Genomic DNA, 21,073 nt, shown 5'->3' on the forward strand with positions numbered 1-21,073 from the left:
CCGATTGGGTTTGATTTTTCAGCGGGAAACTGTCATAATCATCAAGGACGCTCATCGGTAGCGGACCTTCACTTCAGAATCTTGCCAGTATTTTTCGGATGTATTCTGGGTAGATCCGCTGTAGCGAAACCGATCAGAGTCCAAAGAAGAGACTGATTTGGCGGGCTTGCATGGAGTTTGAAAAAAACTGAAAGGTTTTTTCAAAATGTTGTTGACATGTGACAGGCCGGGCCATATAATAGTCTTTGTCAGTAAAACTGATATCCGGTGTTTATGACTGTAAGGGCTACACCCGTTTCCATCCCGAACACGATGGTTAAGCCTTATGGTGCTGATGATACTGCACGGGAAGCTGTGTGGAAAAGTAGGTTGACGCCGGTTAATCTGGTCGACTAGCTCAGCTGGCAGAGCACGCGACTCTTAATCGTGGGGTCCAGGGTTCGAACCCCTGGTCGACCACCAGATGAAAAAAAGACATTCAAGCAATTGAATGTCTTTTTTTTCATTTCTTCATCCATTACAGTAGAATAGAAGTATGTCACGTATCATCTTCAAGGAGGAAATTAAGCTTTGAATCAGGATAATGTGGATCCGAGGATCCTTCAGTATAATGAACGATTGAAAAATACGCTGCGAGATGAGCTTCTAAATTACAAGGAACGCTTTCCTGAGGAATGTGAACCGGATCAGGTTCTGGAATTTATCGGAAATCAACTTAACCTGTTCGGACGGGATTCACAGGAAGGACATATTACCTGCAGTGCCTGGGTTGTCGATCCGCAGCGTTCTGCGGCGATACTGGTAAGACATCGTCGTCTGAATAAATGGGTACAGCCCGGCGGCCATATCGAACCTTTTGAATCCCCTTTGTCAGGCGCGGTTCGTGAGGCGGCGGAAGAAACAGGAATCACGGATTTTGTGATTCTGGATGAGCGGTTGTTTGATGTCAGTGTGCACTGGTTTCCGGAAGGGAAAGACGGTCCGGCTCATTTTCATTATGATCTGAGGTATTTATTGCAGGCTCCAGTCAAAGCAGATCTCTATGCCAACAATGAAACAGATGGAGCCGCCTGGATCCCGCTGGAACAGCTTCAGAATTACTCCGGAGAGGAAACGGTCCTGAAAATGGCTGAAAAAACATGGCGCTGGTCACCTGCCGGGAAGCATGTTCGGGAATGAATAGGACCATAAGAAAATTTCTGCCGCATCTGGCGGCGTTGGTAACTATGTTTTTCTGGGGGTTGTCTTATTTATCAACCAGAATCCTGATTCAGGAGATCCCGCCGACCTTGGCGGTGTTTTATCGGTTCACACTGGCGTCGGTCCTCCTGTGGCTGCTGCTGCTCCTTCGCCGAAAAAAGATCAGGATACTCAAGGAAGACATTGTCAAGATTCTTCTGGCGGGACTGACGGGAGTCGCGTTGAACTTTACCTTGGAAAATATCGGAGTCAAATATACATCCACCGCCAATGTCGCTTTGCTGGTTGCTACAATTCCGGCAATGACCCTTCTGTTTGAGAATTATCGGCTGGCGCGGAAAACCGGCTGGAAGGAAATGGCCGGAATTCTTGTCAGTATGACAGGCATTGTTTTAATTACGCTGGGTGACAAAAGCAGCCAGTTTACCTTTTCGCTGTTCGGGGATGCCATGGTCCTGCTCTCGAGTGTGGCCTGGGCAGTGTATACTTCTCTCGTGGCCGATCTGAAAGGCGACTATGATTCGATGGAGATTACGCTGTACACGAATTTTTCAGGAGCTGTCTTCATGCTGCCGACTTTGGGGTTTACCGGGATCCGAATTCCCAAAGGTGATGCGCTTCTTCACTTGATCTATCTTGTACTGTTCTGTTCGATTCTGGCTTATGTGCTGTATATGTGGGCACTGAAGCGTCTGGGTGGCGTTCGACTGAACTCCTACATCAATCTGCAGCCGATCGTGGCGATTTTCGCATCCATCTTTCTGCTGAAAGAAACCATGACGCCGATCCGTCTGATCGGCTCAGTGATCATCATCGCCGGTGTCTGGATCGTGAATCGGGCTCTCCGGGCCATCACCGTTCCGACGCAATAGCCAAGGACATCATCTCGGTGGTTCTGCGCAAGGATGAGGGATTCGTGTCACCAATCTGCGCCTGCCGGCTGGAACGGTTGGAATAAGGCATTGTGTCTGAGCGGGGAAGATCAAAAAAATAAGGGGCCGGAAACTTTGAGTTTCCGGCCCCTTATTTTTGAAGAATGGACGGCGCTGTGAAAGGTAGGGAGAGAGGCTATTCCCAGATAATCGTGACGACTTCTGTTCCGCCAAGCTCCTGATTGAGATATCGGGCTACCGTGAAAAGATAATCGGACAGGCGATTGATGAACTGGTAGGAATGGGGATACTGCTTTTCGCCGATTTCATCAAGGTATCGGACGAAGCTTCGTTCGGCCCGCCTTGCGAGAGAACGGGCGACATGTATTTCGGTCGCCTCCAGAGTGCCGGAGTAAAGGATGAACTTTGTCTGGGGCGGCATCTTAACCGTAAGTTCATCCAGTTTGCGTTCCAGAGAATCGGGGTGCTTGGCTTCGAATCGTATAATTGTAAAGTTAGAGGATACCTCAGTGCCGAGATTATAGAGTCCGTTCTGGATCCATTCAATGGTTTCGATAATGTCGTTCCTCTGCTCAAAGTCATCGGTCTTTTTCAGCGAAGAGGTGCAGACTCCGAGATAAGCGTTGAGTTCATCCAATGTGCCATTCAGTTCTATAAGAGAAGATCCTTTGGACACCCGTTCTCCATCCAGAGTTCCTGTAGTGCCCTGATCACCGGTTTTTGTTACAATACTTTCCATGTATGTTTCCTCCATTGATAATCAATATCATATAATCTATTCTAAGTCACTCAGCAGTAGGACTCAAAGAACGAATCATGAACAATCATGAACAATTGGTCAATCCTGACAAGCCGGTGCGAGGTGATCACTCGCGGTGTTCCAGGGTCATCCCGCAGACTCGATTCTATGAGAGTTCGAATCCTCCGGAAGGGACTGCACTGGAGCTGCCGCCTGCCTGGTCTTTACTGGCCGCAATTTTCGAAAAAAAACGAGGATTTTGTCCAATTTAATATTGGAATTTGGTCCACGGTGTAGTAATATAGTTCTTACCCGCTGCGATGCCGTAGTGAATGAAATAAACGGTCAACAAAAACTTTAAAAATCTTTAAAAAAGTCGTTGACAAGGCGATGCGCAGTTGGTAATATATAGAAGTCGCCTAAAGCGGCAACGAAACAAACTGTTCTTTGAAAATTAAACAGAATACAAGGTAAAACAAACCAGCAATTCATTTTGAGTAGTCAGACAAGACTAAAAAATCGACTAAAAGCTAGTTCAAACTTTTAACATGAGAGTTTGATCCTGGCTCAGGACGAACGCTGGCGGCGTGCCTAACACATGCAAGTCGAGCGAGGTGTATACACCTAGCGGCGGACGGGTGAGTAACACGTGGGTAACCTGCCTCAGAGAGGGGAATAGCCTTCCGAAAGGAAGATTAATACCGCATAATATACGCATTTAGCATTATGAGCGTATCAAAGGAGAAATCCGCTTTGAGATGGGCCCGCGGCGCATTAGCTAGTTGGAGAGGTAACGGCTCACCAAGGCGACGATGCGTAGCCGACCTGAGAGGGTGATCGGCCACATTGGAACTGAGACACGGTCCAGACTCCTACGGGAGGCAGCAGTGGGGAATATTGCACAATGGGGAAACCCTGATGCAGCAACGCCGCGTGAATGATGAAGGCCTTCGGGTCGTAAAGTTCTTTGATTGGGGACGATAATGACGGTACCCAAAAAACAAGCCACGGCTAACTACGTGCCAGCAGCCGCGGTAATACGTAGGTGGCGAGCGTTGTCCGGATTTACTGGGCGTAAAGGATGCGTAGGTGGAAACTTAAGTGGGATGTGAAATCCCCGGGCTCAACCCGGGAACTGCATTCCAAACTGGGTTACTTGAGTGCAGGAGAGGAAAGCGGAATTCCTAGTGTAGCGGTGAAATGCGTAGATATTAGGAAGAACACCAGTGGCGAAGGCGGCTTTCTGGACTGTAACTGACACTGAGGCATGAAAGCGTGGGGAGCAAACAGGATTAGATACCCTGGTAGTCCACGCCGTAAACGATGGGTACTAGGTGTAGGGGTATCAACTCCCCCTGTGCCGTCGTAAACACAGTAAGTACCCCGCCTGGGGAGTACGGTCGCAAGATTAAAACTCAAAGGAATTGACGGGGGCCCGCACAAGCAGCGGAGCATGTGGTTTAATTCGAGGCAACGCGAAGAACCTTACCTAGACTTGACATCTCCTGAATTACCCTTAACCGGGAAGCCCTTCGGGGCAGGAAGACAGGTGGTGCATGGTTGTCGTCAGCTCGTGTCGTGAGATGTTGGGTTAAGTCCCGCAACGAGCGCAACCCCTATTGTCAGTTGCTACCATTCAGTTGAGCACTCTGGCAAGACTGCCCGGGTTAACCGGGAGGAAGGTGGGGATGATGTCAAATCATCATGCCCCTTACGTCTAGGGCTACACACGTGCTACAATGGCAGGTACAAAGAGACGCGATCCCGCGAGGAGGAGCAAATCTCATAAAACCTGCCCCAGTTCAGATTGCAGGCTGCAACTCGCCTGCATGAAGTCGGAGTTGCTAGTAATCGCGAATCAGCATGTCGCGGTGAATACGTTCCCGGGCCTTGTACACACCGCCCGTCACACCATGAGAGTTGGCAATACCCGAAGTCCGTGAGGTAACTATTTATAGAGCCAGCGGCCGAAGGTAGGGTCAGCGATTGGGGTGAAGTCGTAACAAGGTAGCCGTAGGAGAACCTGCGGCTGGATCACCTCCTTTCTAGGGAGTCACAGCCATGGCAACATGGATGAGATAAAGGATGTCCATTTCACGGATATCTCCCATAAAAGGATTACTGATTTGTACATCCGAGTATTCTGTTTAATCTTGAGAGAATAACAATATTTTCTCGTTTGTGGGGGTATAGCTCAGTTGGGAGAGCACCTGTTTTGCACGCAGGGGGTCAAGAGTTCGAGTCTCTTTATCTCCACCACAGAAAAGGGTCTATAGCTCAGGTGGTTAGAGCGCGTGCCTGATAAGCACGAGGTCGGTGGTTCGAGTCCACTTAGACCCACCATTTATTTTTCTCAATTGTTCTTTGAAAACTGCATATATTCTTAAAACGTAAAGCAAAATTGTAGAAAAAACAATTTCGTTGAGAAGTTAGTCATTAACTGAAAAGTTATTGACAACAATTCAAAAACGTCAAGGGGAGCGAAAGCTCCAACCTTGAGCCAAAAATTAACTTGAAAAAAGATCAAGCTATAAAGGGCGCATGGTGAATGCCTTGGCATCAGGAGTCGAAGAAGGTCGCGATAAGCTGCGATAAGCTCAGGGTAGGCGCACATAGCCAGTGATCCTGAGATCACCGAATGGGGCAACCCGCCGAAAGGCATCCATAGAGGAATCCATACTCTATAGGAAGACACACCCGGAGAACTGAAACATCTAAGTACCCGGAGGAAGAGAAAGAAACATCGATTTTCTTAGTAGCGGCGAGCGAAAAGGAAAGAGCCCAAACCAGGGAGCTTGCTCTCTGGGGTTGCGGACACTCAAGAAAGGGAAGAGGCCCCTTAGCCGAAGCTGTTGGGAAACAGCGCCATAGAAGGTGACAGACCTGTAGGCGAAAAGGGAAGACGGACCGAGAGTGATCCAGAGTACCACCGGACACGTGAAACCCGGTGGGAAGCAGGGAGGACCACCTCCCAAGGCTAAATACTACCTGATGACCGATAGTGAAGCAGTACCGTGAGGGAAAGGTGAAAAGAACCCCGGAAGGGGAGTGAAATAGAATCTGAAACCGTGTGCCTACAACCGGTCAGAGCACCATAAGCGTGTGATGACGTGCTTTTTGTAGAACGAGCCAACGAGTTGTGATATGCAGCAAGGTTAAGCACTTCAGGTGCGCAGCCGAAGGGAAACCGAGTCTTAACAGGGCGTCTAGTTGCATGTTGCAGACCCGAAACCGGGTGACCTATCCATGGACAGGTTGAAGCGAGAGTAAAATCTCGTGGAGGACCGAACCACATTGGTGTTGAAAAACCATGGGATGAGCTGTGGATAGCGGAGAAATTCCAATCGAACTCGGAGATAGCTGGTTCTCCTCGAAATAGCTTTAGGGCTAGCGTTGGATGATGAGTCATGGAGGTAGAGCACTGAATGGGCTAGGGGCATATCGCTTACCGAACCTTATCAAACTCCGAATGCCAAAGACTTTAATCCGGCAGTCAGACAGTGACAGATAAGTGCCATTGTCAAAAGGGAAAAAGCCCAGATCGTCAGCTAAGGTCCCCAAGTATAGGTTAAGTGGAAAAGGATGTGGGATTTCTAAGACAACTAGGATGTTGGCTTAGAAGCAGCCACTCATTAAAAGAGTGCGTAATAGCTCACTAGTCGAGAGATCCTGCGCCGAAGATGTCCGGGGCTAAAACCTATCACCGAAGCTACGGGTGTATATTTTAATATACGCGGTAGAGGAGCGTTCTTAACGGGGCGAAGCAGTACCGAAAGGAGCTGTGGACTGTTAAGAAGTGAGAATGTTGGCATAAGTAGCGAGATGCGGGTGAGAATCCCGCAGGTCGAAAATCTAAGGTTTCCTGAGGAAGGTTCGTCCGCTCAGGGTTAGTCGGGGCCTAAGCCGAGGCTGAGAAGCGTAGGTGATGGACAATCTGTTGATATTCAGATACCGGCATGAAGCGTTAACACGATGGGGTGACGCAGGAGGATAGGGTAACAGGCGGTTGGAAGAGCCTGTCGAAGTATTCGAGGGAGTCAGAGGAGGCAAATCCCTTCTGGCATATTCTGAGATACGAAAATACCCGAGTTCACGCTGCCAAGAAAAGCCTCTAAGGAGCGACATGCTGCCCGTACCGCAAACCGACACAGGTAGATGAGGAGAGAATCCTAAGACCATCGGAAGAATTGTTGTTAAGGAACTCGGCAAATTAACCCCGTAAGTTCGCGAGAAGGGGTGCCATGGCGACATGGCCGCAGTGAAATGGCCCAAGCAACTGTTTAACAAAAACACAGGTCTCTGCAAAAGCGCAAGCTGAAGTATAGGGGCTGACGCCTGCCCGGTGCTGGAAGGTTAAGGGGAATGCTTAGCGCAAGCGAAGGTATGAACTTAAGCCCCAGTAAACGGCGGCCGTAACTATAACGGTCCTAAGGTAGCGAAATTCCTTGTCAGGTAAGTTCTGACCCGCACGAATGGCGTAATGACTTGGGCACTGTCTCAACAACAAATCCGGCGAAATTGTAGTGCCAGTGAAGATGCTGGCTACCCGCGATTGGACGGAAAGACCCCGTAGAGCTTTACTGTAGCTTAGCATTGAGTTTCGATATTTACTGTACAGGATAGGTGGGAGACGAAGAACCATGATCGTCAGGTCATGGGGAGTCACCGTTGGGATACCACCCTGTAGATATTGGGATTCTAACCGGAGACCAGGAAACGGGTCACGGGACATTGCTAGGTGGGCAGTTTGACTGGGGCGGTCGCCTCCTAAAAAGTAACGGAGGCGCCCAAAGGTTCCCTCAGGACGGTCGGAAATCGTCCATAGAGTGTAAAGGCAGAAGGGAGCCTGACTGCGACACCTACAAGTGGAGCAGGGACGAAAGTCGGGCTTAGTGATCCGGTGGTACCTCGTGGGAGGGCCATCGCTCAACGGATAAAAGCTACCTCGGGGATAACAGGCTGATCTCCCCCAAGAGTTCACATCGACGGGGAGGTTTGGCACCTCGATGTCGGCTCGTCACATCCTGGGGCTGAAGTAGGTCCCAAGGGTTGGGCTGTTCGCCCATTAAAGTGGCACGCGAGCTGGGTTCAGAACGTCGTGAGACAGTTCGGTCCCTATCCGTCGCGGGCGTAGGAAATTTGAAGGGAGCTGACCTTAGTACGAGAGGACCGGGTTGGACCAATCACTGGTGTACCAGTTGTCGCGCCAGCGGCATGGCTGGGTAGCTATATTGGGACGGGATAAACGCTGAAAGCATCTAAGCGTGAAGCCCACCCTGAGACAAGATTTCCCATGGAGTAATCCAGTAAGATCCCTTGAAGAACACAAGGTAGATAGGTGAGGGGTGTAAGTGCAGCAATGCATGCAGCTGACTCATACTAATCGATCGAGGGCTTGATCTTAAACAAGTTAAAAATGATGAATTACGTTTGAAGAACTATATGCAGTCTTGAGGGAACAATAAAACCTCAAACCAATCCGGTGTTTATGACTGTAAGGGCTACACCCGTTCCCATCCCGAACACGATGGTTAAGCCTTATGGTGCTGATGATACTGCACGGGAAGCTGTGTGGAAAAGTAGGTTGACGCCGGTTTAAAAGTATCCTGATGTTTCATCAGGATATTTTGCATGGATCATTAGCTCAGTTGGTTAGAGCAGCCGGCTCATAACCGGTCGGTCCGGGGTTCGAGTCCCTGATGGTCCACCATTATATGGGGGTATAGCTCAGTTGGGAGAGCACCTGTTTTGCACGCAGGGGGTCAAGAGTTCGAGTCTCTTTATCTCCACCACTAAAAGTCATGTGAGAGCATTCACTCTTGCATGACTTCTTTGTTTATTGGCAGAATCAGAAACTGAATCGGATCGCTGCAGTTGAATCTTCAGCGAACGCTCAGAGAATGAATGAAGCTTTCGATTTTGGTTGAATTGAGAAGTTATCGCTGAAGTGTAGCAAATACTTATTATTAAAGTGCATTTTGTATTATTGGTCTGATAACAATAGTTAATGTACATTTACTAACCAGGGATTTTTTCAGGGCGATACCTATATTTAATCCCTAATATTAGGGAAACGCTGATTAATTCTGTTTTCTGTAACTCTGAGGAACGCTCTCACGATATAATTTAAGTATTACGTTACCAGCGAGGTTTTTCTTATGAAGCAGCAGACTTTCAGTGATTTTGAATACGCACATCGCCGCAAGACTACAAAGAGAGAAGAGTTTCTTGATTCTATGGAAACTATCATTCCCTGGAAAGATTGGGTCGAGATGATTCGCCCCTACTATCCTCAGGGAAAACGCGGCAGAAAGCCCATCGAAATTGAAACAATGCTTCGGATGTACCTGATGCAAAATTGGTTTAACCTCTCCGATGTTGCAATGGAAGACGCCATCTATGACAGTTATGCCATGCGCAAATTCATGCGGCTGGACTTCATCTCGCAGCAAGTGCCTGACGCAACCACGCTTCTTCACTTTCGCCATTTAATGGAAAGCCATCTCTTGGGGGAGAAGATCTTTCATGATGTCACCAGACGCTTGGAATCTGCCGGACTAATGATGCATGGCGGCACCATCGTGGATGCCACCATTATTGCAGCCCCCAGTTCTACCAAGAACCAGACGGGAGAACGAGACCCTGAGATGCACCAGACAAAGAAAGGCAATCAGTGGTACTTTGGGATGAAGGTTCATACCGGAGTTTGCGCCGGCAGTGGGTATGTCCATACAGTCACAGGGACTGCGGCCAATGTCCATGACATAAACGAGACACACAAACTGATTCGTCCCGATGATGAAGTAGCTTACGGAGATTCCGGCTATAATGGAGTCGAGTCAAGAAAAGAATTCACCGAGGATCCGCACTTATCTACTATTGAATTTCGCAGCAATGTTCGCCCTTCCAAGATCAAGACCAATAAGAACTATCCCGGGATCCAGTGGGACCGGGCAATTGAACAACGCAAATCATCCGTTCGAAGCAAAGTGGAGCACCCATTTTTGATCGTCAAACGGTTCTTTGGTTATGCCAAAGTAGTTTATCGGGGGATCAGCAAAAATTTGAATAGATTCAACATCTTGTTTGCCAGCGCCAATTTGTTGAATTGTATTCGTGCAAAACGAACGAAAGAATTCTGCATGGGATAAGTGCGCCCGAAATTGGGGGTTAGCCCACAAAACGGGCTGAAATCGCACTAAAATCCAGCATTTTTGTGCACCCATGAGCAAAAAAACAACATAATGACCGAACTGGGAAACGTTAACCTCAAATAATCAGTGTTTCCTTAGATCCAATCTTAAGCTGACTTGACTCTTAATAATGTTCAAAGTATAATTAGAGGGTTATGAATAATTGCTACTTTTCAGGAAGCAATTGCATAAACCTCGAAAGATATGTAGAAATTGAAGACTTGGTTTTTGTCAAAAAAAGAAGCAAGATGCTTCCTCAGGTTGCGGAAGGAATTCATCACAACAAAACTAACACAGATCATCACCTCAGTGGCTTGCTGTGTTCTCTCCATAATTCTGTCTAGACCATACTTCCGTTTGCTTTCTCCGATTTTGGCTTCCACCATATTGCGATCGCCAGCCTCCTGGACCTCTGCTGCTCGCTGCTGCTGGCGCACCTGAGGATCCTTTGGGGGTCTGCCAAGTGCCGGACCGTTCATTCGGATATTCTTGCTTTTGCAGAATGCCAGGTTGGCTTTGTTTCGATATATCTTATCTGCCAGGATCCTTTCAGGATATGATCCTGTTCTTTCTTTGTAACGCTCAGCACTCTCTTGCAAGGTCAGGGCTTCATTGAAGTTTTCAAACGAAAAATACTCCATTCGCACATACCCATCCACCGTTGAGAGGGCAATTTTCGAACCAAACTCGGTGTTGACGGATGCCTTGCCCCGCTTGATAGGCCTTACCCAGGGCTGGGACACACTGACAATTCGACGTTCGATCCGGTTAATTTTTAACTTCCACATCTCAAACTGCTGATCATGAATCAAAGACAGTGTCTTGAGTGCATCCATCGTCTTTGGGCTGATGGGTTTGTTCATGGCTGGTGAGTCAAAGTATCCCAGGCAGCGTTTCAGCAATCTCAAGAGAATACCCTGTTTTTCTCGGAACTGGGCTGGAGTATTTTTTCGATTTGGAGATGCTCAAATAAGCCTGTCTGGCATGATTCAACAATGACTTCTGAGTTTTGGTAATGGGTTTTCCTCGTGTTATTTCTAGATGACGCATGGCTGAACAGACCGCCTCATACAGGAGGCGGATATCCGTCGGGAAGTGGATGTCTTGTGGAACACAGGTAGCATCCAGGATCAACGTACCGCTGTTTGTCTGTACCAAGTCATTGACCGAAGAAGTGCTCGACTCAGAGTCTTTGGGATCGCTTTCCCCGAATGGCCGCCGCTCGAATCATCATCACTATCATCATTGGACGATGGTTTCTTTAAGGGATTCTGAGCAATAATAGCTTCATTGATTTGGCAAATTTCTGCAGCTGTAAAGCGTTGCCTGAAGTAAGACATCAAGCTGGTATCAAAGGGCAATTCACTTGAGAATTCTTCGAATCCAAGGAAAAACTGAAGATATGGATTTTCACGAACCAGCTCAATCAAATCCGCATCAGAGACATTCAAGGCTTGTTTGAGAAAAAGAGCGCCAAAGGCCAGTCTGGATGAGTATGCCCGGTTGCCACGAGGCCCATTGAACTTAGTGGCATAGATTTCTTCGATGAGATCCCAGGGCATTTGATGGGATAATTTCACCCATCGATTGGAGGGATCAATGCTGACCCCATGGAAACCACTTGGGTATTCAAACACCGAAATTTGACGATTTCTCTTCTTAAAACCCATAAAAATCTCCTGAATACGAGCAAAAATGCTGAAATTTAATGAAAACTTATAACTTTATTATACCAGAAACCAGTTAAAAGTGGCTTGAACACTATGTTCCGGACCCATTCAGCAGTCTCTAATTACAAAGGGCATTTTGCTTATATTTCAAAATTGCCCTTTTTCTTTATCCATTTAAGATAGGGCAGTCTGTCAGTGCCCAGATGGTATTGGTCAATAGATCCTGATCCATTCCATACTCTCATAGATAGAAGACAGAAGCTGTATTCTCTTTTTTCTCACGAATCATCATTTGGAGGCACCCAATTTGGAAGAAATTGATTTAAAGGAACTATTTCTGATCCTGTGGCATCGTATCTGGATTATTATCCTGGTTACCATCCTTTCAGGCGCTGTAGTATTTGGATTCACTCGTTTTCTCGTTAAGCCCAAGTATACATCATCCATAAAGATGTACGTCAACAATTCCACCACCAGTAAAGCGAATATGTCATCCAGTGATATCGCGGCAGCTCAGTCTCTTGTTGATACATACATCACGATTATCCAGAGCGACACGTTGCTGACCGACGTAATCGGACGAAGCAACTCGCTTTATACTACTGGACAGCTAAATAAAATGATTTCGGCCAGATCCCTGAATAATACAGAAGTTTTTCAGGTAAACGTCACTTCGGAGGATCCGAATGAGGCTCAGGCATTGGCCAATTCAATTGCTGATACGGCTCCTGAATATCTGTCGGATATCGTCACCGGTACATCAGTAAAGATCATTGACCGGGCCAAGTTTTCCGATGTTCCTACATCACCTAACATCCTCTCCAACACAATGATTGGACTTGTGGCCGGTTTCATGCTGGCATCCGGTCTGATTTTACTTGTCTCACTGATGGACACTCGGATCAAAACGGAACAGGACCTGCAGCGGATCACGGATCTGCCGATCCTGGGAGCGATCTCTGATTATGAGAATGCAAGCAGCAACAACTATGGCTATGCCATGAGCAGCGAGGTGATCTAAGATGTCTTTCAGATTATTCGGTGGCAAAACAGACCACGGCGTTCAAAATATTAAAACAGAGCGTCAGCATATCCTGGGAAAGAAAACACCATTTTCTATCGTGGAAGAGCTGAAAGTGCTTCGTACCAATATCCAGTTCTCCACCACATCAGAAGGATGCAAGGTCATCGGAGTAACAAGTTCCGATGCAGGGGAAGGGAAGAGCATTACAGCGTTGAACCTGGCGATCACCTTTGCCGAAACGCAATCCAGGGTTCTTCTGATTGACTGTGATCTGCGCAAGCCTAAGGTTTCCCGTCTGCTGAAAGTAAAGGCAGTACCGGGCTTAAGCAATGTGCTGGTTAACATGAATTCAGTACAGGAAGCCGTCCAGACCGTCCAGTTGGAGACTACCAGCATCGATGTGCTGCTGTCGGGAGACATTCCTCCCAATCCCTCGGAACTGCTTGGTTCGAGAAAAATGAAAGAACTCATTGAATCCTTGTCCAATCGCTATGACTACATCCTGGTGGATACTCCGCCGGTTAGTGTCGTGACCGATGCGGTTATCGTTTCAAGCTTGCTTACGGGCATGATTTTCGTCATCCGAGCAAGCCGAACCCAGCAGGATTCTGTTCATCCCGCGCTGTCTCAGTTGAAGTTCGCCGGAGCGAATGTCCTGGGCTTTGTCCTGAACGGAGTCAATGCCAAAGGAAATCGCAGATATTCAAATTACCGCTCATATAAGGAATCTGCAGCTCGATAGAATAACAGCAGACTCCTGGGGGAAGGCGCATGATAGATTTTCATACTCATATCCTGCCACATATGGATGATGGCAGCAGCGATGTCGGCGAGTCCATTCAGCTGATGAAAATGCTGAAAGACCAGGGAGTCGGGACAGTCGTCGCTACTTCACATTATTACCATACAAAGGAATCCATTTCTGAATTCCTGACACGACGTCAGCGAGCCTATGACCTGCTGCGGGAAGCGGTGGAAGGAATGGATGTACCTGACATCCGGCTGGGTGCTGAAGTTTCATTCTTTTCCGGGATGAGCCGCCTATCCGACTTTGATCGTCTGAAGATCCAGGGAACGGAAGCGATATTGATTGAAATGCCGTTTTCAATCTGGACTGCAGGGATCATCAGTGAGGTTTATTCCATTATCAATAATCACGGACTGACTCCAATCCTGGCTCATGTGGAGCGCTATCCGGATTTCCCGGTGGCAATTGATAAACTCAATGATCTGATTGATATGGGCGCTTTGTTTCAAATCAACGGTGAGTATATCCTTTCCGGAAAATCCCGCCGACAGGCGCTGGATCAGTTGAAACGGGGAGATCATTTTCTGTTGGGATCCGACTCGCACAACGTAAGAACACGAGTGCCAAATTTGGGAGAGGCCGCTTCTGTGATCCGGAAGAAGCTGGGTTCGGACCGTTTCCTGACGGTAGATCGATTAGGCCGTGAAATCATGAATGGTTCTGATCAATAGAAAACGTGAAGGTTATAAAAAACAGGGTCATGAAGAGAAATACTTCATGACCCTGTCTTTTTTCGTAGCGGTGGATTTGTCCGTGGCAGTTTCATATCCATGTGTGTTTAAGTGGCAGCTGGATCAGCCTGGAATATCCGGCTGATTTATCGGGCAGTCAAATCTGGCTGATGGATGAGGGGGATGCAGCCTGATTCCCTGTTCGGGAAACTAAAACAGGAGTGAGAAGACCCGGAAGAAGCTTTCTTTCATCAAGGTCAGCTTGGGACGGTTTAAATATTTTTCCAGGGTCAGTTCTTCGGCATGGTCCATGTCTTCATGAAACATCCCTTCCATTTTGGCGGCGAAGTACTCATCATAAACGACGGCATTCACCTCGTAGTTGAAAAAGAAGGATCTGACATCAAAATTGGCGGTGCCCAAAGTGAAGCTTCGGCCATCGCAGACAACGGCTTTGTTATGGCTGAATGCCTTCTTGTCATACATAAATACCCGAGCTCCATTTTCGATCAAATCTCCCAGATACGTCATGGAGGCGTGCCCGACTATGGGGTGATCAAACTGCGCCGGGAACATGATTCGAACATCCACGCCGGATTGGATGGCTGCCTTCAGGGCTGACATCGTTCCTTCACTGGGGATGAAGTAGGGTGTGGAAATATAGATTCTTTCACGGGCAGTTGTTATCATCTTCAGGAATAGGAGTTCAATGGAATAAAGGGCGGATTCCGGACCGGAATAGATAATTTGCATGGGCGTTTCGTCCGATACGGAAGAGGGCTGGAAATAACTGGAAAGATCGGACTCTTCGGCGTAGATCTCACTGCGCTTCATGTATTCCCATTTCTTACTGACCTGATTCCGGTGAAGGACTGCGGAGAAATCATCAAAGAATAAACCCTGCATTCCCAGAACAAAATCTCCTTCTACTCTCATATGTGTGTCTCGCCAGTATCCCATGTCACTGTTTGAGACATACTCATCCCCGATGTTGTTGCCACCGATATAGCCGATGCTGCCGTCAATGATCGCCATTTTGCGGTGATTCCGATAGTTGATGGACATATCAATGAACCGGGAGACAAAGGCAAAGGCAGCAGTGTAAGTGACGATTTCAACGCCAGCGTCCATCAGTTCTTTTTTCAGATGCTTATCAAAGGGCCGGCCGCCAATTTTATCCATGATGACCCGGACTTTTACTCCAGCCAGCGCTCGTTCTTTTAATGCCAGGAATACACGGCGTCCGATCTCATCGGATTTTACAATATAGTATTCCATGTGAATATGATGCTTCGCCTGGCTGATGTCGTGGATCAGATCCTCAAACTTCTCAATTCCATCCTTATAGAGCTTAATTTTGTTGTAATGGAACATGGGCGTTCCCGTCAGGTTGGAGACCATTCGCGCCACTCCCTCATTGGGACCCTCAAAATCACGGAGTGACTTGTTGATGAGTTCAGTGACAGCAGGCGAATACCGCTCATTCAGTACAGTATCCCGCCAATTTATGCCCATATATAAGTAGAGCAGGAGCCCCACAGGTGGGAGGAAAACCAGCACAAGGAGCCAGCCCAGAACTTTCTCCGGGCGTTCCCGTTTATAGAAAACCAGGGAGAACATAATCACAAAAGTGATCGCATAAAACAAAAAGTTTAAATAGGAGAATATTTTCAATTTCGTTCCTCCACATCGCTTGATGAAATCATTATATCATTGGAAACAATTCAGAAACCCCACAGCAAAAGCGAAAAGATTGTAAAGAAGCGGTCCCGAGTTTCAGATGAGTTCAGCTACAGGGTGATGGAATCAATCTTCCTTCAATTAAGCAGAGTTCCGACAAAAGAAATGACGGTGAAGTCAAAGGCTGACTTCACCGTTTTGAATTTATGACTTGAGAATGTGATCCAGCTCGGACAGATTATGGATTACGTGATCAGGAACTAAATCCGGTTCTGTTGGATTGGGGAGGTCAAATCGATTAAACCAGCAGGTGGTAATTCCTGCACGGTTGCCGCCCCGGATGTCAGAGCTTAGACTGTCTCCGATAATAATCGCCTGATCGGCACGGAAGTCTGGGATGGAGTCCGCCACATGCCGGAAGAACGCTGGATCCGGTTTATTGACACCTACTGTCTCTGAGATGAACAGGCCATGAAACAGATGGTCAATTTGAGCGAGTTTGAGTCGAAGCATCTGGGTTTGAAGTACGCCGTTTGATACGGCATATACTTTGTAGGTGGAATGCCATCCGGCCAGAAGCTGCCTGGAATCAGGAATTAACTGGGCATGTTGATTCAGATGGAAACGGAAAAGGGTTTCTTCTTCTTCGCCGTCTACCTGTATCCCGATCTCACGGAAAAAGTGCTCAAAACGTCCGTGCAGCACATCAGTCAGTTTGACTTCTTTTCGTTCCAGCTGCAGCCACAATGCCTGGTTGATGGCTGAATAACGATCAATTCTTTGCGGCGTTGCTTGAATTCCGTGATGTTCCAGCAGCGAAGAAAAGGCATGAGTTTCGGCTGACTTAAAATCGAGAATTGTATCGTCCAAATCGAATAACAGGAATTTATACATCACAGACCTCCTGGATAAAAAAGGGTATAAAAAAAAGGAATTTCTAAAAATTCCTTTTCTGGATGGTGGGACGTATAGGACTCGAACCTATGACTTTCACCACGTCAAGGTGACACTCTCCCAGCTGAGTTAACGTCCCAAAGTTTCCATAAAAAGAGTATACACTATGCGGGTTTGAAATGCTATAGTTTTTCGTTCATTTTTTAAGAAAACAGCCGAAAAATGTGCGCCCAGGCCATTTTGAGCGCAATGTCCTCCAATGCAGTCGGAATTTACTTTTTATGAGGACAAACTCCTAAATCTAAGGAGGGAATCAACAGGACGTTTACAACTTTCAATAACAAAAATGCAAAATGGAACCAATTTGTGAAGATGAAATAAAGAAAGTACGGCATTTGATTCATGATTAGATAATAGCAATTCTTATAATAATTGCAAGTTGTTACTATCTAATAGATAACGAAAAAGGGCTTAGGGGTATGAAAAAGATACTAAAGAGCAGCTGTCATTAGCAAATATCGATTATAAAGCCGATGTAAAGATTCATTTCCTTGCAATATTTGTCATCCTTTTGTAATATAGTGACTGTCATCATTGAAGGGTAGATAAAAAATACTATTAGGTAAGAGACAGGAGAACATATGAAGACAAGAAATTTAAAAGTAAAGATTATGGTTTCTGCAGCACTTGCGGTTTCCACTTTTCTGGCTCCGCTTACCGGAGTTATTGCTGAAGCTACTACAGTCACCGCAAAGTCTGGGGTTAATCTAAGAGCATCCAGCAACAATTATTCCTCAAAGCTGGGATATATTGCAGCAGGAACCAATGTTCAGTACCTCGGCATTCAGAACGGATATTACAAGATTTCTTATAATGGAAAAATTGGATACACCTATAACTCATACTGGAAAGGCTCTACCATTACGGCTACAGGGAATGTAAATGTCAGATCCAGTGCCAGCAGCTCATCCACCAAAGTGAGCTATGTGTACAAGGGTACTGATGTCAAAGTCCTGGGACGGAACGGAAACTATGTCTATATCGAGCATAATGGCAAGAAAGGCTTTTCGTATAAGTCCTACTGGTTCATTTCCAGCACGCTGTTCAACAGTCTGCCCTACGTTAGTTCCACCGCCAGCTCCACATCCAGCGTTATTCAGACCAGCACCACATCCAACACGATTGGGGATCGCGAGGTTGCTGAGGCCAGGAAACTGATCGGAGCACCCTATGTCTATGCAGGGGAATCCTGGTCAGAAGGCGGATTTGACTGTTCCGGCCTGACTCAGTATGTATATGGCCGGGTGGGATATAGAATCCCGAGAACTGCAACCCAGCAATGGTACGGAATCGACACCAAGATTTCATCTTCCAACCGGCGCCCTGGAGACATCATCGTGATGACCGATGGTTACAGCATTTCACATGTTGGAATCTATATCGGAGACAACAAGATGATTCACTCGCCCAGACCGGGAAAAACAGTGGAAATTAAATCTTTGGACTGGTACCAGAGTGTAGGACGGATTAAGGGTTACCTTAGACCCTATTGGGACTAACCATCAATAGACACCTTCATCATTGACATTCAAAAAATGCAGTTCACACTGCATTTTTTTATTGTTCATAAAATTGTCGGATGTCATTGCGCCAGAGGAATGACTGGTAACTGAATTTATAGAAAAATAAAAACTCTGTTGATCTGCATAAACAGATGAACAGAGTTTTGTGGTGGAGACGATGAGATTCGAACTCACTACCTCTTGAATGCCATTCAAGCGCTCTCCCAATTGAGCTACGCCCCCGCGACATATCCTAGTTTCCCATATTGGTTATAATCTGTCAATAGGATTTTAGAAAATTGAATAGAAAAGTTATCCTGGATGGATTCTGCTTCAATAAGTGCCATCTCAGCAGGAACGAGGCATTGAATGATGAAGCTGACCGGAAAATATCTTTGTTGATTGCTCGCTGCCAGATTGGATTTTTTGTGTAGCTGGCAGTATAAGAGGGAGGGAGATAACATCGAACGGTAAAATGAATGTTATTTCATCTTTCGTACGACTTCTGACAGGCAGACTGAACTTGGTTCTTGGAAGTTGTGCATCTTATATATGGAGGTCTTATGCCGCATCTCACCACTTTATTCTTTAAACGTTGAAACTGATTGATTGAAACAGCAGCATCTGAGGAGAGCTTAATATTAGCCCAACTTTGCTGTTGAAAACCAAAGAAAAACAGGGTAAACTTGGTAGTACCCGCTGGGCAAGAAAACAGCTCAATATCATATCGAATGACGATGCGCCAAGCTCCGAGAAATCTTTTGAAAAAAGTCGTTGACAAGGCGATGTGCAGTTGGTAAGATATAGAAGTCGCCTAAAGCGGCAGCGAAACAAACTGTTCTTTGAAAATTAAACAGAATACAAGGTAAAACAAACCAGCAATTCATTTTGAGTAGTCAGACAAGACTAAAAAATCGACTAAAAGCTAGTTCAAACTTTTTAACATGAGAGTTTGATCCTGGCTCAGGACGAACGCTGGCGGCGTGCCTAACACATGCAAGTCGAGCGAGGTGTATACACCTAGCGGCGGACGGGTGAGTAACACGTGGGTAACCTGCCTCAGAGAGGGGAATAGCCTTCCGAAAGGAAGATTAATACCGCATAATATACGCATTTAGCATTATGAGCGTATCAAAGGAGAAATCCGCTTTGAGATGGGCCCGCGGCGCATTAGCTAGTTGGAGAGGTAACGGCTCACCAAGGCGACGATGCGTAGCCGACCTGAGAGGGTGATCGGCCACATTGGAACTGAGACACGGTCCAGACTCCTACGGGAGGCAGCAGTGGGGAATATTGCACAATGTGGAAACCCTGATGCAGCAACGCCGCGTGAATGATGAAGGCCTTCGGGTCGTAAAGTTCTTTGATTGGGGACGATAATGACGGTACCCAAAAAACAAGCCACGGCTAACTACGTGCCAGCAGCCGCGGTAATACGTAGGTGGCGAGCGTTGTCCGGATTTACTGGGCGTAAAGGATGCGTAGGTGGAAACTTAAGTGGGATGTGAAATCCCCGGGCTCAACCCGGGAACTGCATTCCAAACTGGGTTACTTGAGTGCAGGAGAGGAAAGCGGAATTCCTAGTGTAGCGGTGAAATGCGTAGATATTAGGAAGAACACCAGTGGCGAAGGCGGCTTTCTGGACTGTAACTGACACTGAGGCATGAAAGCGTGGGGAGCAAACAGGATTAGATACCCTGGTAGTCCACGCCGTAAACGATGGGTACTAGGTGTAGGGGTATCAACTCCCCCTGTGCCGTCGTAAACACAGTAAGTACCCCGCCTGGGGAGTACGGTCGCAAGATTAAAACTCAAAGGAATTGACGGGGGCCCGCACAAGCAGCGGAGCATGTGGTTTAATTCGAGGCAACGCGAAGAACCTTACCTAGACTTGACATCTCCTGAATTACCCTTAACCGGGGAAGCCCTTCGGGGCAGGAAGACAGGTGGTGCATGGTTGTCGTCAGCTCGTGTCGTGAGATGTTGGGTTAAGTCCCGCAACGAGCGCAACCCCTATTGTCAGTTGCTACCATTCAGTTGAGCACTCTGGCAAGACTGCCCGGGTTAACCGGGAGGAAGGTGGGGATGATGTCAAATCATCATGCCCCTTACGTCTAGGGCTACACACGTGCTACAATGGCAGGTACAAAGAGACGCGATCCCGCGAGGAGGAGCAAATCTCATAAAACCTGCCCCAGTTCAGATTGCAGGCTGCAACTCGCCTGCATGAAGTCGGAGTTGCTAGTAATCGCGAATCAGCATGTCGCGGTGAATACGTTCCCGGGCCTTGTACACACCGCCCGTCACACCATGAGAGTTGGCAATACCCGAAGTCCGTGAGGTAACTATTTATAGAGCCAGCGGCCGAAGGTAGGGTCAGCGATTGGGGTGAAGTCGTAACAAGGTAGCCGTAGGAGAACCTGCGGCTGGATCACCTCCTTTCTAGGGAGTCACAGCCATGGCAACATGGATGAGATAAAAGGATATCCATTCACGGATATCTCCCATAAAAGGATTACTGATTTGTACATCCAAGTATTCTGTTTAATCTTGAGAGAACAGCTGCAACACCAGCTAATGAGAATGACTTCTTGAAGGTGGGGCGTTTTTTTCTTCTCAATTGTTCTTTGAAAACTGCATATATTCTTAAAACGTAAAGCAAAATTGTAGAAAAACAATTTCGTTGAGAAGTTAGTCATTAACTGAAAAGTTATTGACAACAATTCAAAAACGTCAAGG

The 21,073-nt window shown here is 47.0% G+C and carries 12 protein-coding genes, 7 tRNA genes and 5 rRNA genes; 17 read left to right on the top strand and 7 right to left on the bottom strand.

All coding sequences use genetic code 11. The features are described from left to right. Window positions 1-263 precede the first annotated feature (263 nt). The 4 genes from rrf (P6M73_RS01585) (at window position 264) to P6M73_RS01600 (ending at window position 2,072) form a co-directional block, all read left to right on the top strand. Window positions 264-381 (top strand): 5S ribosomal RNA (gene rrf / locus P6M73_RS01585). 5 nt (window positions 382-386) lie between these two features. Further along, window positions 387-462, top strand: a tRNA-Lys gene (locus tag P6M73_RS01590). A 108-nt stretch (window positions 463-570) separates the two neighbouring features. Further along, on the top strand, window positions 571-1,179 hold the full coding sequence (locus P6M73_RS01595; protein WP_277854424.1) for an NUDIX hydrolase: 609 nt from the start codon (window positions 571-573) through the stop codon (window positions 1,177-1,179). Further along, window positions 1,176-2,072 (top strand): DMT family transporter, encoded by an 897-nt coding sequence (locus P6M73_RS01600; RefSeq protein ID WP_277854425.1) that lies wholly within the window; start codon window positions 1,176-1,178, stop codon window positions 2,070-2,072. The genes P6M73_RS01595 and P6M73_RS01600 overlap by 4 nt, the downstream gene beginning before the upstream one ends. 196 nt (window positions 2,073-2,268) lie before the next feature. On the opposite strand, the gene P6M73_RS01605 is transcribed toward P6M73_RS01600, so the two are convergent. Then, a complete protein-coding gene (locus tag P6M73_RS01605; RefSeq protein WP_277854426.1) occupies window positions 2,269-2,832 on the bottom strand; it encodes a cob(I)yrinic acid a,c-diamide adenosyltransferase in 564 nt (187 codons plus the stop codon). Between the two features lie 544 nt (window positions 2,833-3,376). On the opposite strand from P6M73_RS01605, the gene P6M73_RS01610 reads away from it, so the two are divergent. The 8 genes from P6M73_RS01610 to P6M73_RS01645 all read left to right on the top strand — a co-directional run bounded on the left by P6M73_RS01610 (window position 3,377) and on the right by P6M73_RS01645 (window position 9,983). Further along, window positions 3,377-4,877 (top strand): 16S ribosomal RNA (locus tag P6M73_RS01610). Window positions 4,878-5,015: 138 nt separating this feature from the next. Further along, window positions 5,016-5,091, top strand: a tRNA-Ala gene (locus tag P6M73_RS01615). 7 nt (window positions 5,092-5,098) lie between these two features. Further along, window positions 5,099-5,175, top strand: a tRNA-Ile gene (locus tag P6M73_RS01620). Window positions 5,176-5,353: 178 nt separating this feature from the next. Further along, window positions 5,354-8,235 (top strand): 23S ribosomal RNA (locus tag P6M73_RS01625). A 75-nt stretch (window positions 8,236-8,310) separates the two neighbouring features. Next, window positions 8,311-8,428 (top strand): 5S ribosomal RNA (gene rrf, locus P6M73_RS01630). The 16S, 23S and 5S rRNA genes sit together here with 4 tRNA genes alongside, the layout of an rRNA operon. Before the next feature lie 37 nt (window positions 8,429-8,465). Then, window positions 8,466-8,542 (top strand) — tRNA-Ile (locus P6M73_RS01635). A gap of 6 nt (window positions 8,543-8,548) precedes the next feature. Next, window positions 8,549-8,624: transfer RNA gene (locus tag P6M73_RS01640), tRNA-Ala, on the top strand. A 366-nt stretch (window positions 8,625-8,990) separates the two neighbouring features. Then, complete coding sequence (locus P6M73_RS01645) at window positions 8,991-9,983, top strand: IS5 family transposase (RefSeq protein ID WP_277854427.1); 993 nt, start codon at window positions 8,991-8,993, stop codon at window positions 9,981-9,983. A gap of 215 nt (window positions 9,984-10,198) precedes the next feature. Here P6M73_RS01645 and P6M73_RS01650 read toward each other — a convergent pair whose 3' ends face one another. Then, the gene (locus P6M73_RS01650; protein ID WP_277854428.1) at window positions 10,199-10,933 is read right to left on the bottom strand and encodes a transposase; all 735 of its coding nucleotides are present in this window, start codon (window positions 10,931-10,933) and stop codon (window positions 10,199-10,201) included. A 222-nt stretch (window positions 10,934-11,155) separates the two neighbouring features. Beyond that, entirely contained in the window at window positions 11,156-11,695 is a 540-nt protein-coding gene (locus tag P6M73_RS01655; protein ID WP_277854429.1) for a transposase, read from the bottom strand. 307 nt (window positions 11,696-12,002) lie between these two features. Between P6M73_RS01655 and P6M73_RS01660 the strand changes: the two genes are divergently transcribed. From P6M73_RS01660 to P6M73_RS01670, 3 genes are read left to right on the top strand one after another with little or no spacing between them, the layout of a single operon-like run. After that, complete coding sequence (locus P6M73_RS01660; RefSeq protein ID WP_277854430.1) at window positions 12,003-12,716, top strand: YveK family protein; 714 nt, start codon at window positions 12,003-12,005, stop codon at window positions 12,714-12,716. A gap of 1 nt (window position 12,717) precedes the next feature. After that, window positions 12,718-13,461, top strand: coding sequence for a CpsD/CapB family tyrosine-protein kinase (locus P6M73_RS01665; protein WP_277854431.1), 744 nt, complete (start codon window positions 12,718-12,720; stop codon window positions 13,459-13,461). Between the two features lie 29 nt (window positions 13,462-13,490). Beyond that, window positions 13,491-14,198, top strand: a complete 708-nt coding sequence (locus tag P6M73_RS01670; protein WP_277854432.1) for a CpsB/CapC family capsule biosynthesis tyrosine phosphatase — start codon at window positions 13,491-13,493, stop codon at window positions 14,196-14,198. A gap of 210 nt (window positions 14,199-14,408) precedes the next feature. Here the strand turns inward: P6M73_RS01670 and cls are convergent, their stop codons facing one another. From cls to P6M73_RS01685, 3 genes are all read right to left on the bottom strand, one after another. Then, window positions 14,409-15,872, bottom strand: a complete 1,464-nt coding sequence (gene cls / locus P6M73_RS01675; RefSeq protein WP_277854433.1) for a cardiolipin synthase — start codon at window positions 15,870-15,872, stop codon at window positions 14,409-14,411. A 210-nt stretch (window positions 15,873-16,082) separates the two neighbouring features. Further along, window positions 16,083-16,772: a YjjG family noncanonical pyrimidine nucleotidase gene (locus P6M73_RS01680; RefSeq protein ID WP_277854434.1), complete on the bottom strand. Its 690-nt coding sequence runs from the start codon at window positions 16,770-16,772 to the stop codon at window positions 16,083-16,085. 63 nt (window positions 16,773-16,835) lie between these two features. Further along, window positions 16,836-16,911, bottom strand: a tRNA-Val gene (locus P6M73_RS01685). A gap of 502 nt (window positions 16,912-17,413) precedes the next feature. Here P6M73_RS01685 and P6M73_RS01690 point away from each other — a divergent pair. Further along, window positions 17,414-18,331: a C40 family peptidase gene (locus tag P6M73_RS01690; RefSeq protein ID WP_277854435.1), complete on the top strand. Its 918-nt coding sequence runs from the start codon at window positions 17,414-17,416 to the stop codon at window positions 18,329-18,331. 170 nt (window positions 18,332-18,501) lie between these two features. On the opposite strand, the gene P6M73_RS01695 is transcribed toward P6M73_RS01690, so the two are convergent. After that, window positions 18,502-18,577 (bottom strand) — tRNA-Ala (locus P6M73_RS01695). 697 nt (window positions 18,578-19,274) lie between these two features. Between P6M73_RS01695 and P6M73_RS01700 the strand changes: the two genes are divergently transcribed. Further along, window positions 19,275-20,776, top strand: a 16S ribosomal RNA gene (locus tag P6M73_RS01700). Window positions 20,777-21,073 lie beyond the last annotated feature (297 nt).

Origin of the sequence: Anaerococcoides asporogena, assembly GCF_029590275.1 — a bacterium.
Lineage (GTDB): Bacteria > Bacillota > Clostridia > Clostridiales > Clostridiaceae > JG1575.